Genomic DNA, 14,835 nt, shown 5'->3' with positions numbered 1-14,835 from the left:
AAAGGACGTAAACGAATGTCGGGACAGGTGCTGATTGTTGACGAAGTTGCCACCAACCGTATCGTCCTGAAGGTCAAACTGGCGTCCGCAAAATATGACGTTGTACAAAGCATGTCCGTCAAAGACGCGATTGCCCAGATTGATCAAAAATGCCCAGACGTTGTTGTCATGGATCTTGGTTTTCCTGATTTGGGGGCTGTCACATTGTGCCAGCATATCCGCACGTCATTTCCCGATGTACCGATCATCGTCACCGCGACCCACGAAAGCAGCGACGACAAGATCGCAGCCTTTGCCGCCGGTGCCGATGAGGTTCTGCTCAAACCGCTGAACGAAACATTGCTGTTGGCCCGAATTCGCAGTCTGCTTCGCGCAAAGGACGCAGCATCGGAACTAAAGCTGCGCGACGACACCAAACGCGCGCTCGGGTTCGCGGAACAAGCCACGAATTTTGAGGCCCCTAGCACCGTTTCCCTGATTACCGCGCCTCCTGCGGCGTCTCAACGATGGACGTCTGTCTTGACCTCTGTAAGTGGCATAAAGACCATCAAATTGCATATCGACGATGTGTTCGAAGTTGGCAGTGGGGCCTCTCATTCAGATGTTTTCGTGCTCGATGCCGCGAGCCTGTCGACAGTACGCGCAATGCAATTGGTCTCAGAACTGCGAAGCCGAAAGGACACCCGATTGGCTACGATCGTCGTTGTTTTATCCGACACCCAACCGGATATCGCTGCCATGGCATTGGATTTGGGGGCAAACGATGTTTTGCCCTATCCGTTTGAGGATCAAGAGCTGAGACTTCGCATTCACACTCAGGTCCGACGAAAGCAACAGCAAGACCGGCTGCGCAAAGGTGTGAGTGACGGCTTGAATGCTGCGGTAACCGATCCGTTGACCGGCCTGTTCAATCGCCGTTATGCGATGCCCCATTTGGAACGTATCGCGGAAAGGGCCAAAGAATCTGGTCGCGAATTTGCAGTGATGATGTTGGATATCGATCACTTTAAATCAGTGAACGACAAATATGGACACCGAGCAGGCGACGCTGTTTTGATCGAGGTCGCACGCCGGTTGCGCAACAACTTGCGACTGATTGATCTGATCGCGCGTGTCGGGGGCGAAGAATTTCTAGTGACTTTGCCTGAGACAACCCAAGAGGAAGCCGAAATTGCGGCCCAACGGTTGAGGTCAGTCGTCGATGATACTCCGTTTCATATTCCCCAACTGGGCATGCCCGTGCCCGTGACCCTAAGCATTGGTGTCGCGATGAGCGGGGATGAAGCCCTGTTAACTCCGCCGTTTGACCATCTTTTTGGTCGCGCGGACGCGGCTTTGTATTCGGCCAAAAACGCCGGCCGAAACACAGTCGAAATCAGCGCCTCAGCCGCCTGAACGTGGACGTCTGGGGCCGCGTGGGCGTTTGATTTCTGTCTCGAAACGCGTGGCGAATGCAGCACGTTCTTCTGGGGTCATGTCGGTCAGATGCTCTAACAGCGCCTGCTGACCGGCAGCTTGGATCGCTTGGGTTTGGCCACGCTGGCTTTCAAACAACGCCTGCATGGCCTCGGGATCGAACGGCTCTGTGTTGAGCACTTCAATAATATCGCGGAACCCTTGACGGTGAAGATTGCGAAACTCGCCGCTGACCTGTCGATTGCTCCGCAATTCGCGCAGAACCTCGCGCCGACCATCGGCATCAAGCGCGCGCACAAAGGGACCAACACCCAGATCAGCTCCCCCGCGAGGGCCATTGCCAGTTTTGGCAAATGAACCAGCCACAACCCCGACAACCAACAAGTTGACCGCAAGTGACGCGACAAGAACCCAACGCAAGATCCGGTTTTGAGGTGCTTTGGTCATTTCAACCCTCCAACGCAAAATAGTCGAAATCAGGAGCCACATCGACAACGATGCTGCTTCCCAAAACATTCGTTGTGATCGCTTCTAGTGCGGCTGTTGGTGCGACCCCGATATAAACGCCAGCCACGGTAGCGGCGGCCAAACCGCTTATCGCGGGCCACCCACCTAAGCCTTGGAATAGGCTGGCCCAGAACGGCTCGGCTATGTTTGACTGCGGCGCGGCTTGCGGCAATTGGCTTTGCGCATCTGCAAGAATGCGCGCGGTCAATGCATCCGATGGCACCGGCACCTCTGCCGCAGCTTCGGCGAACAATGCGTCCAGTTCGGCAGCTTCAAATTGTTCATCTAGGTTTCTAGTCATCTTCAAACCCCAACTCGTCTTTGCGTCCTGATAGTATGGCCTTGAGCGCGCGTTTTCCGCGCGCCGTCAGGCTTTCAACCCCTTCGACAGATTGCCCCATGATGTCGGCAATTTGCGGGTTCGGCAAACCCTGTAAATGTCTAAGGCTGACCGCTTGGGCCTGCCGATCTGGCAACTCAGCGAGGGCTGCCTGTAATGCCGCGACACGTGCACCCGATTGCATCATCTCAACGGGTGACGCCGCTTCGTCGACTGGCTCGGGTGCCGCATCGAGCGGGCGCTGCCTGCGCGTCTTGCGCATCCGGTCAATGCATAGGTTCATTGCAACGCGGTAGACCCATGTACTGACCTTTGCTTCGCCCTGTCGCCAGTCCGGCGCGATATTCCAAAGTCGCATCATCGCGTCTTGGGTGACATCTTCGGCTTCTGCCCGATCTCCCAAAGTGCGTGTTGCGTAGGCCAGAATGCGTGGGCTCAATCGCTCGGTCAAGACACGAGCCACCGACAGGTCACCGTTTGCATAGGCGATCAGCAGGGCATCGTCCGGAACACCGTCCAAATCTGGATCGAGCATGGTCATCAAGCGCAGTCGGCTCCAATAGCGTAGAGTGAATGTCGCCCACCCGCGTTACAACAGCAAGCGGATGGGCAAGATCATAGGTCAATTAGTTGCTATCACCGCGCTTACCGCCGCGTTTCCCACCGCGACCGCCACGGTCACCTTTCATCTCTTCCATCTCGGCTTCGGACAGGCCACCGCTGCCGTCTGTGTCGGCTTCGGTGAAGCGTTCAGTCATCCGGTCATTGGAATTCATACGCACAGTGATTTCAGCCTGCTGCAGCAAGCCGTCTTCATTTGCATCAAGACGCTCGATCATTTTGTTGGCCCGACGTGTTGAACGCTCAGATGCCTCACGTTCACCGCGCGCGGCGATCTCTTCTGCAGACAAGGCACCGTCGCCATTTATGTCTGCGGCTTCAAACCGTTCGGCTGCCTTGGCCGTACGGAATGTAACGAGTTCCTCTTGGCTCACTTCGCCATCGCTGTTTGCGTCCAGCTCGGAAAATGCAGGGCGTTCACGGTCGCCGCCGCGTGCTTGGGCGGGTTCTGCCATTGTCAGTGCGAAACTTGATGCAATCGCGCTCATAAGAAGAAGTGTTTTCATTTTGTTGATCCTCAATAGGGTAAGTCAGTTATGTGTATGAACACGGCCCTCAACTGCTGCGTTCAAAAGGACAAACGGCGCAGCCGCAAACTTCTGTCGATATTTTTGAAATTTGTTTGCGACAAACCCGCACGGCCCCACGGTTTGCACTGGAAATGTACCTGCAAAAGGCGCATCTGCTGATCAGACCGGAGAGACACGATGCCCTTAGATGACAGCCTTGACGCCGCAACTGGCGACGATCGCCCCATGAAACCGGCGATCTGGCGCGGGTTGCGCTGTAAATGTCCGAATTGCGGAGAAGGCGCGCTGCTCAAAGGGTATCTGACCGTGCGAGACACCTGCCCCGTCTGTGAAGAAGACCTGTCTCATCATCGTGCAGATGATGGTCCGGCCTATCTGACTATTCTAGTAGTCGGGCACCTTATGGCACCCTTGATCCATTTCGCGTTTGTCCATTACCGGCCTGATCCGCTGGTGTTGGCTACCGTATTCACTCTTGGCACCGTTGGATTGTCTCTCTACCTTTTGCCTCGGTTCAAAGGAATGGTCGTGAACATTCAATGGGCCCGTCGAATGCATGGGTTTGGGGCGGCTCCTTAACCTGAACAAGGGGTCAGGATCATCGACAAGACGGCTATCAGAGACGCAGCGACAGTTATCGTCTTGCGTGATCGGGCGACTGAACCGCGTATCTTGATGGGTCAGCGCGGTGCAAACGCCGCCTTTATGCCAAATAAATTCGTATTCCCCGGCGGCGCGGTCGATGTCGCAGACGCTGAGATTCCACTGACCAATTCGGTCAGCCCGCATCAAGCTGCCTGTCTAGCGGTCGAAACCGAAATGCCGTTGGTCCATGCCTTGCAGGTCGCCGCGATCCGAGAGTTGAGCGAAGAAACCGGACTGATGTTGGGGTCCCCTGTTACATGGGACAACCCACCAGAGGGTTGGGAAAATTTCGCTGCAGCAGGGATATGCCCGGATGCTGCTGCTCTTTCATTCGTATTTCGCGCCGTGACACCTCAAGGGCGGCCTCGCCGTTTTGACGCGCGGTTCTTTTTGGTGGATGCCGATCATATCCATGGTGATCTTGATGACTTCTCAAACGCCGAAGACGAGCTTAGTCATTTGCAATGGGTGCCGCTGGGCGATGCGCGTGGTTTGAATTTGCCGTTCATCACCCAAGTCGTACTGGCCGAGGTCATCGATACGTTAGACAAACCTGGAACGCGCACCTCTGTCCCATTTTTTCGCAATGACGACGAACGGCATCTCGTTGATCAACTGTCAGGGCGTCATCCGCTAGCGAATGATTAGAATCAACAGCAAGACACTGATGGCCACCAGTGTGACGCCCGCGATCTCGCGCCTTGTGACGGATTCTTTGAACACAAAGACGGACGCCACAAAACTAAAGACCAGCTCGATTTGCCCCAAGGCTTTGACGTAGGCAACTGTTTGCAGCGAAAACGCGATGAACCAGCCCACTGATCCGACCATGCTGGTCAACCCCACCAATCCGGCGACACGCCAGACCGACAGGACGCGCGTGATTTCGCCCCGCTCGCGCCATGCAAGCCAACCCGCCATTCCAATTGTCTGCGCGCTGGTCACACAGGCCAGCGTGACCAAGGCACGGAAAATTGCATCGTCAGAGTCAATCTGAAGCGTCGCACCGCGGTAAGTCACGCCCGAAATTGCGAAAAACAATCCCGAAGCAAGCCCAAGCCCAGCCGCGCGGTTCCAAATGCGTTTGATCCAGCGCCCTTCGGCACCCGGCGGGTCTGACAGGATCAACACACCCGCAAGCCCGATCAAAATTGCGCCGAACCCCCATAGGCTGACGCCTTCTCCTAAGACGAGCACACCAACCCCAACAGCCATCAGGACCTCGGTCTTTTTGAAGGTAATCCCGACACCAAAGTTGCGGTGAGCAAAGAGCGCGACCACGCACATGGTTGCCGTGATTTGAGACACCCCACCGACCAACGCGTATCCCCAAAACACGGACGAGAGTGTTGGTGTACCCTGCCCGATCACTTGGGCATAGCCGATGGCCAGCACAGCGATGATCGGTGCCGAATAAAGGAAGCGTGCAAAAGTAGCACCACCGGTCGACAGGGTCGCGGTCTTGAGGTGCTTTTGCAGCATAAAGCGCAAGTTTTGCGAAAACGCAGCAATGACTGTAGCGATAATCCAAGGGCTCATACGCGCTTATCCCCTAGTCCGTTGGCGGTTGCCAGAGCGGGTGCGCAACGGGGTCCTTGGCCCGCAGGAAATAGCACGCAAACAATGCGCGGTAGTTCGCAAAGACATACCCGCCATTGCGCGACAGATATCTTTGTCTGTCTGATACATAAAGGGCAGGAAGATCGTACCAAGGGACCGCCGGTTTCATGTGATGAACGACGTGCAAGTTGTTGTTCAAAAACAAAAAGGCGAGCCAGCCACGATCTTCGATGACGACAGTACGGTGGGCAAAATGCTCGGCAGCGAGGTGCTCTGCAAATGTGCGAATTTTCAATAGCGAAAGTGCAAAGTAGCTGGCGATCACATACGCCCAGAGGCTGGTGTCACTGATCCAAACGCACATTAGAACGGGAACTAATGCCAAGAGATGCACGGCCCATCCCCGCCAGACCGCAGGCGTAGCTCGATCTTTCCAATCGGCGCGCATGAACATGATCTGTCCGATAACGGGACCAATCACCAAGCGTCCCAACAACGTGTTGTTCCATTCCAGCAGGCGCTGTGACGCACGAGGCAGCCGTGCCCACACCTGAGGGCAAACATAGTTGGTTTCTGGATCTTCATAGGGGTCCGTCAGGCGGCTGTCTTCGTGGTGCGCCAAATGTGTATCGCGGAACCGCAAATACGGGACCCATAGACCAAGCGCCGGAAACACCACCAACGAGTTTGCAAACTCAGACGGGAACGGATGCCCATGCAAGGCTTCGTGTGAAAGAGATGAATGAAACGCGAGAATGACTGCCAATGCAGGCACGGCGACCCAAGCTGGCAGCAACCATAGTGCCGCTATCCATGCGGCGTAACACAGAACCAACGCCAAGAGCGTCGGCCATTCCCGTAATCCTTTTCCCATGCCGACTGTGTAGCCGCAAAGGTGCAGACCGGCTGCGCCATTTACGCCCAAAGCGATGTCGCTTTTGACCGCCCCTAAACCTTGGGGTCTGGGTTCTCGGTGTGACCATCCACGGCGATGACTTGCCCCGAGACCATGCGCGCCGCTTGCGAGCCCAAAAACACCGCCATGTTCGCGATGTCTTGCGCCTCGACGAACGATCGCATCGAGGTTCCAGCTGCGTAGCCATCGTAGACCGCGTCACGGGTCATGTTCTTAGCAGCGGCTTCTCGTTCGAGCACGCCTTCCATGCGGTGCCCTTCGACCGCACCCGGACAAATCGCATTGGCGCGGATCCCGTGTGGGCCCAGCTCCATTGCGACGGTCTTCATCAATCCAATGATCGCCCACTTCGCTGCAGCATAGGGAGCGCGGTTTGGGTAGCCATAGATGCCAGCAGTGGACGACGTGAAAATGATCGCGCCATGTGCAGCTCCTTTCATCATCGGAGCGGCAAGCTTGGACGCGAGAAACGCTCCTTCGAGATTGATTGAAACACAGGTCCGCCAATCAGCCAGCTCGACGTCTTCCAAGGCGGCCGTTGGACCAGCAATGCCAGCGTTTGCACAAAGAACATCCAACCCGCCAGCGTCCTTGATCGTGTCAAACACAGCGCGCATGACCTCTTCGTCCGAAGCATCGGCTTCTAGCGCTGTCCATGCTTCCGGGACATCCTCTAGGGCCGCGCTGTTAACGTCCGTCACCCAAACATCGAACCCTGCCGCGTCGAATGCGTGGCCCATCGCCAGACCGATACCCGACGCGCCTGCGGTGATCAAAACACGGTTCATCGTTTGCCCACCGCCGCACCGGCCCCATCGGGGACTGGCAACATTGCATGTGCCTGCGCGATGGCCCCCAAAGTCGCCGCGATGGCGTCGCTTGGGGCTCTGGCCTTGCGGGTTTCAAGACTGACGTGGATCAACATATGTTCGCCGGTCGCCAACAACCTGTCGCCATCAAACATCCGGTGGAAGAGGTGGAGCTTCTTGCCTTCGCCAAGCAAACATTGGGTTTCAACACGGATTTTGGTCCCAGCGTGGACCTCGTCGATGTGGCGGATGTGGGTTTCGGCAGTGAAATAGCTGCCGCCGCTGGCGATATAATCTGCGTCGCAGCCAATGATCTCCATGAACCGGTCCGTTGCGTCACCAAAGGCTTGCAAATATCGTGCTTCGTTCATGTGACCGTTGTAGTCCGTCCAATCCAAAGGCACGGCACGACGTACCGTTGTGATCAATTGGGTCGTGTCACCCGCATCCGGTTTCGTCTCGGACACATTCAACAGTGCGCCCGCACCCCAGTCTTGCGCCTTGAGCGCACGCATCATCGCAACAAGGTTGTTGTCACGGATACGTTCGAGTTCGCGGATCGAATATTGCCCAGACTGCGCGTCGGATTGATCTGCGATCTCGTTAACCAATTCGTCTGTCAGCTCGGGCACATCCATCAGCTTGGTCCACGGCCATTCCAGGCAGGGGCCAAATTGCGCAATAAAGTGCTTCATGCCCGCCTCGCCACCAGCAACGCGGTAAGTCTCAAACAGCCCCATTTGCGCCCAACGAACGCCAAAGCCATAGCGGATCGCATTGTCAATTTCTTCGGTCGTCGCAATCCCGTCGTTGATCAACCACAGCGCTTCGCGCCAGACAGCTTCTAGGAAACGATCGGCGATATGCGCATCAATCTCTTTTTTGACGTGCAGTGGAAACATACCGAGTCCGGTGATGATCTCTTTGGCCCGCTCAATCACATCGGTCGGGTTCTTGTCGGTGGTCACCAGTTCGACCAATGGCAAGAGATAGACCGGATTAAACGGATGGGTGACAACAATTTGCGCAGGGTTCGGAACACAGTTCTGAAGCTCGCTGGGCTTAAAGCCGCTGGTCGACGATCCGATGATCGCAGCCTTCGGCGCATGTTCCTGCAGTGTCGCGTAGACCTTGGACTTGAGATCTAACCGTTCAGGCACGCTCTCTTGAATCCAGACAACACCATCGACAGCGTCGGACATCGTTTTGTGAAATGTCAGGCGCCCTTCTTCGGGCATTGCCTGATCGGTCAAGCCGGGCAAAGAACGGCGGGCATTCGACAGCACCTCGTCGATTTTGCGTGTCGCTTCGGGATCGGGATCAAAGACCCGAACATCCCAACCCATGAGCAGAAATCGGGCGGCCCAGCCACCACCGATTACACCCCCGCCGATGATGGCGGCCGTTCTTGGAGCCATTAACTTTCCTCGATTTTCACAAATTCTTCTTCGTCAGTCGGTTGGTTGCGCCGGATCACACGTGGATCGCACGCCACCATCGATGTGTTCGCATCACGGATGATCAGACCACCGCGTTCTTTGCATGTGGCAAAGCTGATGTTGGACCCCAGAACCATTTGCTCTGAACGACCACCGCCGCCACTGCCACCCAAAGCGCCCATCGACGCCTCGTCACAGCCAGCCAAAGTCGCACATACGGCCAACACACTAAATTTCACTCGTCTTTGCATTTCAATTCCCTCTGAGGCGACTCAGATCATAGCCATACCAGCGCAGAATGTCCCGTGCCGCCGCACGCCGATCCGGCGAGATCGGCAAAGCTTTATCCAACAGCACCAAGACGTCTCCTTCGGGAGAGCCAAACACGACAGTTCTGCGACCCACATCGGTCCATAACAACCAAATTTCGCCCGAAAATGTGCTGGCACCCTCGGCCACTGCCCAGCGTCCGTCTGCAGTGTTGCGCATCGAAATGCGGGTAAAGCACGCCTCGCCAGTGCAATCAGCCAGCGGCGCAGTCAACACTATGTTTAACCCACTGACCGCTGCTTGCACTGTAGCACCAGCAGCCAGCCAGTCAGCGCCTGCCACGCTCGACACACGCCACGAGCCCGCAAATTCAATCGGGTCCACGTTGACTTGGCTTGCGATCGGGGCGGTCGGATTGCGCAGCGGCAAAGTCGCAGGCCCCAACGGGGTCGCAGCTTCTTGTGTCGGCAAACACCCCGCTAGTGCCAAGATCAGAGCGGCGAAACGTTTCACCCCTGCGGCGCGCGCTTGGTCAAGCCCAGCTTGGCCCGCACCTCTTCTGGACCAATGACTTTGGCGCCTAGGTTTTCAACGACGTTGACCGCCCGCTCAACCAGTTGTGCATTCGTTGCGAACACGCCGCGATCCAGCATCAAGTTGTCCTCGAGCCCGACGCGCACGTTGCCGCCCGCAAGAACCGAAGCCGCAACATAGGGCATCTGGTGACGCCCCAGACCAAAGGCCGAGAACATCCAATCATCAGGTACATTGTTAACCATCGCCATAAAGGTATTGAGATCATCGGGCGCGCCCCAAGGCACCCCCATACACAATTGAACCAATGCTGGGCTGTCTAGGACACCGTCCTTGACCAACTGTTTCGCATACCAAAGGTGCCCGGTGTCAAAGGCTTCGATCTCGGGTTTGACACCAAGCTCGGTCATCATGCGCCCCATCGCGACCAATGCACCAGGGGTGTTGGTCATGACGTAGTCGGCCTCGGCAAAGTTCATCGTGCCGCAATCTAATGTACAAATCTCCGGCAGGCATTCTGCCACGTGAGCCACCCGTTCAGTTGCCCCCACGAGGTCTGTTCCGTCAACTGTTGGAAACGGCTTTTCGACACCACCAAACACGATGTCGCCGCCCATTCCCGCGGTCAGGTTTAGAACAACGTCCACCTCGGCCGCTCGAATGCGGTCAGTGACCTCGCGGTATAGATCCAGCTTGCGGCTCGGCACACCTGTTTCGGGATCACGGACGTGGCAGTGCACAACCGCCGCACCCGCCTTGGCCGCGTCGATTGCGCTATTGGCAATCTGTTCTGGCGAACGCGGGACATGCGGGCTTCTGTCTTGGGTGCTGCCCGATCCTGTAATCGCTGCGGTGACAAAGACTTCGCGGTTCATCTCTAGTGGCATGTCATGCTCTCTCTATGTGTTCAGACAGTCTTTGCTGATTCTATAACTATCCGTAAACCGTGTTTACGACATGAGGCCGCGTTTACGACATCATCGTTCCATCGCGCCTCAATAGGGCATCGGATGAGCGCGGTGAGCTGCATCAATGTCTGCCAAAACCTCGTCTGACAACACAACATCCACCGATCCTAGTGCGGTCTCAAGCTGTTCCATCTTAGTTGATCCAAAGATCGCCGAGCACATAAACGGACGGGTCCGACACCACGCAAGCGACATCTGATTGATGTCGAGCCCGTGCTTGTCTGCCACTGCCTCGTAAGCCGCCACGGCTGGCCAAACTTGTGGTGTGACACGCCCACTGAGGTCGCCGGTGATATCGCGACGTGACCCTTTGGGCGTTTTCGTTTCTGTATATTTCCGGCTGAGCAACCCAGTCGCAAGCGGTGAGAACGACAACAGGCCGACATCTTCGTTGACGCTCATCTCGGCCATATCGGTGTCATAGAGACGGCACAGCAAAGAGTATTCGTTTTGTACTGACGCCACACGCGGGGCATTCAATTCATCACTCAGACGCAACCATTGCGACGTTCCCCAGCAGCTTTCGTTAGAAAGACCAAAAGACCGAACCTTGCCGGCTTTGACGACGGTATCCATCGCGTCGAGAACGTCACGCATGTGATCCATCGTCTTGGCGCGTTCTTGGCCAGACGGATCAAACGTCCAGTTTTGACGGAACATATAAGAACCGCGGATTGGCCAGTGCAGCTGATACAGATCGATATAGTCTGTCTGTAATCGAGCAAGTGATTGATCAACCGTCTCTAGAATAGTCTTGCCGTCATAACCGGCACCGCCACGAACCCACCCCGGATTGTCGCCGCTGACTTTGGTCGCGACGACTACATCATCACGGCGACCGCGACGAGCTAGCCAACTGCCAACAACGCGTTCACTGTCGCCAACAGTTTCTGCCGAGATCGGCATCACTGGATACATTTCAGCGGTGTCGATGAAATTGATGCCCCCCGCAATCGCGCGATCCATCTGTTGATGGCCCTCGGCCTCGGTGTTGTGCGAACCATAGGTCATCGTCCCGAGGCACAATTCTGACACCATAATCCCGGTGCGGCCGAGTTCGTTCATCTGCATCATCATGCTCCTATTGGGGGGACGTTTCACCGACACTATCCAACCTCGGCGCGACTGCAAGTAAATCCCGAATATCGGGTCTTGTGGTGCAGTAGGATGCGCCTATTGTCAGCTTTGAAAGGCTACCTCATGCGGATGATAATTTCATTTGCCGCGTTGTTCCTATCGGTCCTGTTGCTGCAGGTCTCATCAGGAGGCGTCGGCCCGCTCGACGCATTAACAGGGCTGGCAAATGATTTCACGCGCGCCCAAGTCGGTTTCCTCGGCTCGGCCCACTTTATCGGCTTTTTCATCGGATGTTGGTGGGCGCCAAGGTTGATGGGGACGGTTGGGCATTCCCGCGCTTTTGCAACCTTCTCAGCGATGGGCGCAATTGGCCTAATCGGTCATACGTTGATCTTCGACCCCCTCGCCTGGAGCGTCATGCGGATCGGGTCGGGTATCTGTATCGCCGGCTGCTACACTGTGATCGAGGCCTGGCTCCAATCCAAAGTCACCAACGAGACACGCGGCCGCGCAATGGGCACCTACCGCCTCGTGGATATGGGTGGCAGCCTGTTCGCACAATTGATGATCGGTGCATTGGCGGATGTCGAAACCTACCTTGCATATAACACTCTAACGCTGCTGTGCTGCGCGTCACTCTTGCCCCTAGCCCTGACCAAGGTCGAACAGCCCGCGGTCCCCAAGGCGACCAAACTTCGACCAATGACCGCGGTTGCGGCGTCTCCACTGGCTGCGGCTGGTGTCATTGTCGCAGCGATGTCAGCGGCATCCTTCAGGATGATCGGACCGGTTTACGGCCAAGAAGTCGGTCTGACAGCAGATCAGATCGGTTTCTTTCTCGCGGCCTTTGTTCTGGGTGGGGCAATCGCGCAATACCCCGCGGGCTGGCTCGCTGACAAATACGACCGGCGGTGGGTCCTGATTTGGGTATCCGTTGCATCAATCGGGGGATGCGCGGTGACGATGGTCACCTCAAATATGGGAACCAACACTGTTATGATTTCGGCCTTTATGTTCGGATTCACCACCTTTCCCATCTACTCGATTGCCGCCGCGCACGCGCATGACTTTGCCAACAGCGACCAGCGCGTGGAACTCTCCGCGGCTCTGATGTTTTGGTACGCCATCGGCGCGATCGCCTCGCCCTATATCTCGTCCCGCCTGATCGAAGGGTTCGGGCCACCTGCGTTGTTTGCATTCGTTGCGACCGGACATGTGGGCCTAGTGATTTTTGGTCTCGGACGAATGCGGGTTCGCGAAACTGTCAACGAACGGACACGCTATGTCTGGGTCCCGCGTACCAGCTTTATCATTGGGCGACTGACCCGACGCGCGCGTGACAAAGACAAAGGATAGAGGCATGGCACTTGGGCGCGGCTTGGGCTAAACCAAGTCGAACACTAGGCCAAGGCACAGAACATGACCCGTCATCTGATCACCTCAGCGATCCCGTATATTAACGGCATCAAACATCTCGGTAACCTAGTTGGCAGCCAGTTGCCGGCGGATTTGTTCGCCCGCTTTCAACGCGCGCGGCGCAACGAGGTTCTGTTCTTGTGCGCCACAGACGAGCACGGCACCCCAGCCGAGCTAGCCGCAGCCAAAGCGGGTAAACCGGTCGCTGAATACTGCGCCGAAATGTGGACCTTGCAGGCCGAGATTGCCCAAGGCTTTCGTCTGTCATTCGATCACTTCGGACGCTCGTCCAGCGACGAGAACCGCACGTTGACCCAACATTTCGCAGGACGTCTTGCCGACGAAGGATTGATCGAGGAAACTGTCGAAACTCAGGTCTATTCTATCGCTGATGGTCGCTTCCTACCCGATCGCTATATCGAAGGTACCTGCCCTAACTGCGGCTTTGAGAGCGCGCGTGGGGACCAGTGCGACAATTGCACCAAGCAGTTGGACCCCGCCGATCTCATCAATCCCTATTCGACGATTTCTGGATCAACCGAACTGGAGCCGCGTGAAACCAAGCATTTGCATCTCAAGCAATCCAAAGTGAAAGACCAGCTCGACAACTGGATTTCATCCAAAAAGGATTGGCCAATTCTGACTACGTCTATCGCCAAGAAATGGCTGCACGACGGTGACGGATTGCAAGACCGCGGTATCACCCGTGACCTCGACTGGGGCGTTCCTGTCAAACGGGGTGCAGACGATTGGCCCGGTATGGAGGGCAAAGTCTTTTACGTCTGGTTTGATGCCCCCATCGAATACATCGCCTGTTCCCAAGAATGGGTCGCAGCGGGCAAAGGTGACGACTGGGAACGTTGGTGGCGCACCGACAAAGGTGCGGACGATGTGCGCTATACCCAGTTCATGGGCAAGGACAACGTACCATTCCACACATTGTCGTTCCCAGCGACGATCATGGGTTCGAATGAACCTTGGAAACTGGTCGATTACATCAAATCGTTCAACTATCTGAACTATGACGGCGGACAATTCAGCACCTCGCGCGGCCGCGGTGTGTTCATGGATCAGGCGCTGGAAATTCTACCGTCAGACTATTGGCGGTGGTGGCTGTTGAGCCATGCACCAGAGAATTCGGACAGCGAGTTTACGTGGGAGAACTTCCAAGCCAGCGTGAACAAAGACCTTGCCGATGTACTCGGAAATTTCGTGTCTCGCGTCACCAAGTTCACGCGTTCTAAGTTCTCTGAAGAGATCCCAGATGGCGGCAAAAACGGCCCCGAGGAAGAGTCCCTGATCCAAGAGATCACGACCCGCGTCCGCGCCTACGAAGGCTACATGGAAGCGATGGAGATCCGCAAATCTGCGAACGAATTGCGCGCGATTTGGGTGGCTGGCAATGAATACCTGCAAACCGTTGCACCTTGGTCCACGTTCAAAACGGCCCCCGAACAAGCCGCCGCGCAAATTCGCCTCGCTCTCAATTTGATCCGCGTCTATGCCGTGCTATCCGCCCCGTTCATCCCTGACGCCAGCGCTGAATTGATGCAGGCAATGCAGACCGACAATGACGCATGGCCAGATGATGTTGCAGCGGCGATGACGGCCCTGCCTGCGGGTCATGCCTTTGCCGTGCCAGAGGTGACATTTCGTAAAATCACGGATGATGAGCGCGAAGACTGGCAAGAACGGTTTTCTGGCACCCGCGCATAGGCCAAGGACCAAGTGGCATCTTGGGCCACAAACGGGCGTGGAAAACATTCGAAAATTTGTGATCCAGTCCC

At 56.2% G+C, this 14,835-nt stretch carries 17 protein-coding genes; 5 read left to right on the top strand and 12 right to left on the bottom strand.

Annotated elements, in window-relative coordinates; all coding sequences use genetic code 11:
* Window positions 1-15: 15 nt before the first annotated feature.
* On the top strand, window positions 16-1,395 hold the full coding sequence (locus TR2A62_RS17070; protein ID WP_009158539.1) for a diguanylate cyclase: 1,380 nt from the start codon (window positions 16-18) through the stop codon (window positions 1,393-1,395).
* Here the strand turns inward: TR2A62_RS17070 and TR2A62_RS17065 are convergent.
* From TR2A62_RS17065 to TR2A62_RS17050, 4 genes are all read right to left on the bottom strand, one after another.
* A complete protein-coding gene (locus TR2A62_RS17065) occupies window positions 1,384-1,863 on the bottom strand; it encodes a periplasmic heavy metal sensor (RefSeq protein ID WP_009159339.1) in 480 nt (159 codons plus the stop codon). The genes TR2A62_RS17070 and TR2A62_RS17065 overlap by 12 nt on opposite strands.
* A gap of 1 nt (window position 1,864) precedes the next feature.
* On the bottom strand, window positions 1,865-2,224 hold the full coding sequence (locus TR2A62_RS18630; RefSeq protein ID WP_009158668.1) for a hypothetical protein: 360 nt from the start codon (window positions 2,222-2,224) through the stop codon (window positions 1,865-1,867).
* A complete protein-coding gene (locus tag TR2A62_RS17055; RefSeq protein ID WP_040820933.1) occupies window positions 2,217-2,804 on the bottom strand; it encodes an RNA polymerase sigma factor in 588 nt (195 codons plus the stop codon). The genes TR2A62_RS18630 and TR2A62_RS17055 overlap by 8 nt, the downstream gene beginning before the upstream one ends.
* Window positions 2,805-2,889: 85 nt before the next feature.
* Complete coding sequence (locus tag TR2A62_RS17050) at window positions 2,890-3,390, bottom strand: EF-hand domain-containing protein (protein ID WP_009157871.1); 501 nt, start codon at window positions 3,388-3,390, stop codon at window positions 2,890-2,892.
* Window positions 3,391-3,591: 201 nt separating this feature from the next.
* Between TR2A62_RS17050 and TR2A62_RS17045 the strand changes: the two genes are divergently transcribed.
* Entirely contained in the window at window positions 3,592-3,993 is a 402-nt protein-coding gene (locus TR2A62_RS17045) for a DUF983 domain-containing protein (RefSeq protein ID WP_009160518.1), read from the top strand.
* 63 nt (window positions 3,994-4,056) lie between these two features.
* Window positions 4,057-4,707 carry an NUDIX hydrolase gene (locus TR2A62_RS17040; RefSeq protein WP_009158447.1) on the top strand — a complete coding sequence of 217 codons (651 nt, stop codon included), beginning with the start codon at window positions 4,057-4,059 and terminating at the stop codon, window positions 4,705-4,707.
* Here TR2A62_RS17040 and TR2A62_RS17035 read toward each other — a convergent pair.
* The 8 genes from TR2A62_RS17035 to TR2A62_RS17000 form a co-directional block, all read right to left on the bottom strand.
* On the bottom strand, window positions 4,693-5,598 hold the full coding sequence (locus tag TR2A62_RS17035; RefSeq protein ID WP_009157370.1) for a DMT family transporter: 906 nt from the start codon (window positions 5,596-5,598) through the stop codon (window positions 4,693-4,695). The two genes, TR2A62_RS17040 and TR2A62_RS17035, sit on opposite strands and share 15 nt — an antisense overlap.
* 13 nt (window positions 5,599-5,611) lie before the next feature.
* The gene (locus TR2A62_RS17030) at window positions 5,612-6,493 is read right to left on the bottom strand and encodes a fatty acid desaturase (RefSeq protein WP_040821720.1); all 882 of its coding nucleotides are present in this window, start codon (window positions 6,491-6,493) and stop codon (window positions 5,612-5,614) included.
* A 74-nt stretch (window positions 6,494-6,567) separates the two neighbouring features.
* Window positions 6,568-7,323 carry an SDR family oxidoreductase gene (locus TR2A62_RS17025; RefSeq protein ID WP_009159047.1) on the bottom strand — a complete coding sequence of 252 codons (756 nt, stop codon included), beginning with the start codon at window positions 7,321-7,323 and terminating at the stop codon, window positions 6,568-6,570.
* Complete coding sequence (locus TR2A62_RS17020; RefSeq protein ID WP_009158252.1) at window positions 7,320-8,762, bottom strand: carnitine 3-dehydrogenase; 1,443 nt, start codon at window positions 8,760-8,762, stop codon at window positions 7,320-7,322. Before TR2A62_RS17020 ends, TR2A62_RS17025 begins: the two co-directional genes overlap by 4 nt.
* On the bottom strand, window positions 8,762-9,022 hold the full coding sequence (locus TR2A62_RS17015) for a hypothetical protein (protein ID WP_150103534.1): 261 nt from the start codon (window positions 9,020-9,022) through the stop codon (window positions 8,762-8,764). The genes TR2A62_RS17020 and TR2A62_RS17015 overlap by 1 nt, the downstream gene beginning before the upstream one ends.
* A 13-nt stretch (window positions 9,023-9,035) precedes the next feature.
* Window positions 9,036-9,566, bottom strand: a complete 531-nt coding sequence (locus TR2A62_RS17820; protein ID WP_009160338.1) for a lipocalin family protein — start codon at window positions 9,564-9,566, stop codon at window positions 9,036-9,038.
* A complete protein-coding gene (locus TR2A62_RS17005; protein WP_040820927.1) occupies window positions 9,563-10,474 on the bottom strand; it encodes a 3-keto-5-aminohexanoate cleavage protein in 912 nt (303 codons plus the stop codon). The genes TR2A62_RS17820 and TR2A62_RS17005 overlap by 4 nt, the downstream gene beginning before the upstream one ends.
* A gap of 108 nt (window positions 10,475-10,582) precedes the next feature.
* Window positions 10,583-11,626, bottom strand: a complete 1,044-nt coding sequence (locus tag TR2A62_RS17000) for an aldo/keto reductase (protein ID WP_040820925.1) — start codon at window positions 11,624-11,626, stop codon at window positions 10,583-10,585.
* 129 nt (window positions 11,627-11,755) lie between these two features.
* Between TR2A62_RS17000 and TR2A62_RS16995 the strand changes: the two genes are divergently transcribed.
* Together TR2A62_RS16995 and metG are read left to right on the top strand one after the other, a co-directional pair.
* Window positions 11,756-12,988 carry an MFS transporter gene (locus TR2A62_RS16995; RefSeq protein ID WP_009160146.1) on the top strand — a complete coding sequence of 411 codons (1,233 nt, stop codon included), beginning with the start codon at window positions 11,756-11,758 and terminating at the stop codon, window positions 12,986-12,988.
* A gap of 63 nt (window positions 12,989-13,051) precedes the next feature.
* Window positions 13,052-14,764 (top strand): methionine--tRNA ligase, encoded by a 1,713-nt coding sequence (gene metG, locus TR2A62_RS16990; RefSeq protein ID WP_009157660.1) that lies wholly within the window; start codon window positions 13,052-13,054, stop codon window positions 14,762-14,764.
* The last annotated feature ends 71 nt before the right edge of the window (window positions 14,765-14,835 follow it).

Origin of the sequence: Thalassobium sp. R2A62 (genome assembly GCF_000161835.1) — a bacterium.
Taxonomy (GTDB): Bacteria; Pseudomonadota; Alphaproteobacteria; order Rhodobacterales; family Rhodobacteraceae; genus Thalassobium.
Note: the sequence above shows the minus strand (reverse complement) of the source record. Positions and strands in the feature narration are given on the sequence as shown.

Excerpts from the sequence above, each read along its gene's own strand:
- TR2A62_RS17070 (WP_009158539.1), top strand. The coding sequence starts at position 16 with ATGTCGGGACAGGTGCTGATTGTTGACGAAGTTGCCACCAACCGTATC.
- TR2A62_RS17065 (WP_009159339.1), bottom strand. The coding sequence starts at position 1,863 with ATGACCAAAGCACCTCAAAACCGGATCTTGCGTTGGGTTCTTGTCGCG.
- TR2A62_RS18630 (WP_009158668.1), bottom strand. The coding sequence starts at position 2,224 with ATGACTAGAAACCTAGATGAACAATTTGAAGCTGCCGAACTGGACGCA.
- TR2A62_RS17055 (WP_040820933.1), bottom strand. The coding sequence starts at position 2,804 with ATGACCATGCTCGATCCAGATTTGGACGGTGTTCCGGACGATGCCCTG.
- TR2A62_RS17050 (WP_009157871.1), bottom strand. The coding sequence starts at position 3,390 with ATGAAAACACTTCTTCTTATGAGCGCGATTGCATCAAGTTTCGCACTG.
- TR2A62_RS17045 (WP_009160518.1), top strand. The coding sequence starts at position 3,592 with ATGCCCTTAGATGACAGCCTTGACGCCGCAACTGGCGACGATCGCCCC.
- TR2A62_RS17035 (WP_009157370.1), bottom strand. The coding sequence starts at position 5,598 with ATGAGCCCTTGGATTATCGCTACAGTCATTGCTGCGTTTTCGCAAAAC.
- TR2A62_RS17030 (WP_040821720.1), bottom strand. The coding sequence starts at position 6,493 with ATGGGAAAAGGATTACGGGAATGGCCGACGCTCTTGGCGTTGGTTCTG.
- TR2A62_RS17025 (WP_009159047.1), bottom strand. The coding sequence starts at position 7,323 with ATGAACCGTGTTTTGATCACCGCAGGCGCGTCGGGTATCGGTCTGGCG.
- TR2A62_RS17020 (WP_009158252.1), bottom strand. The coding sequence starts at position 8,762 with ATGGCTCCAAGAACGGCCGCCATCATCGGCGGGGGTGTAATCGGTGGT.
- TR2A62_RS17005 (WP_040820927.1), bottom strand. The coding sequence starts at position 10,474 with ATGCCACTAGAGATGAACCGCGAAGTCTTTGTCACCGCAGCGATTACA.
- TR2A62_RS17000 (WP_040820925.1), bottom strand. The coding sequence starts at position 11,626 with ATGCAGATGAACGAACTCGGCCGCACCGGGATTATGGTGTCAGAATTG.
- TR2A62_RS16995 (WP_009160146.1), top strand. The coding sequence starts at position 11,756 with ATGCGGATGATAATTTCATTTGCCGCGTTGTTCCTATCGGTCCTGTTG.
- metG (WP_009157660.1), top strand. The coding sequence starts at position 13,052 with ATGACCCGTCATCTGATCACCTCAGCGATCCCGTATATTAACGGCATC.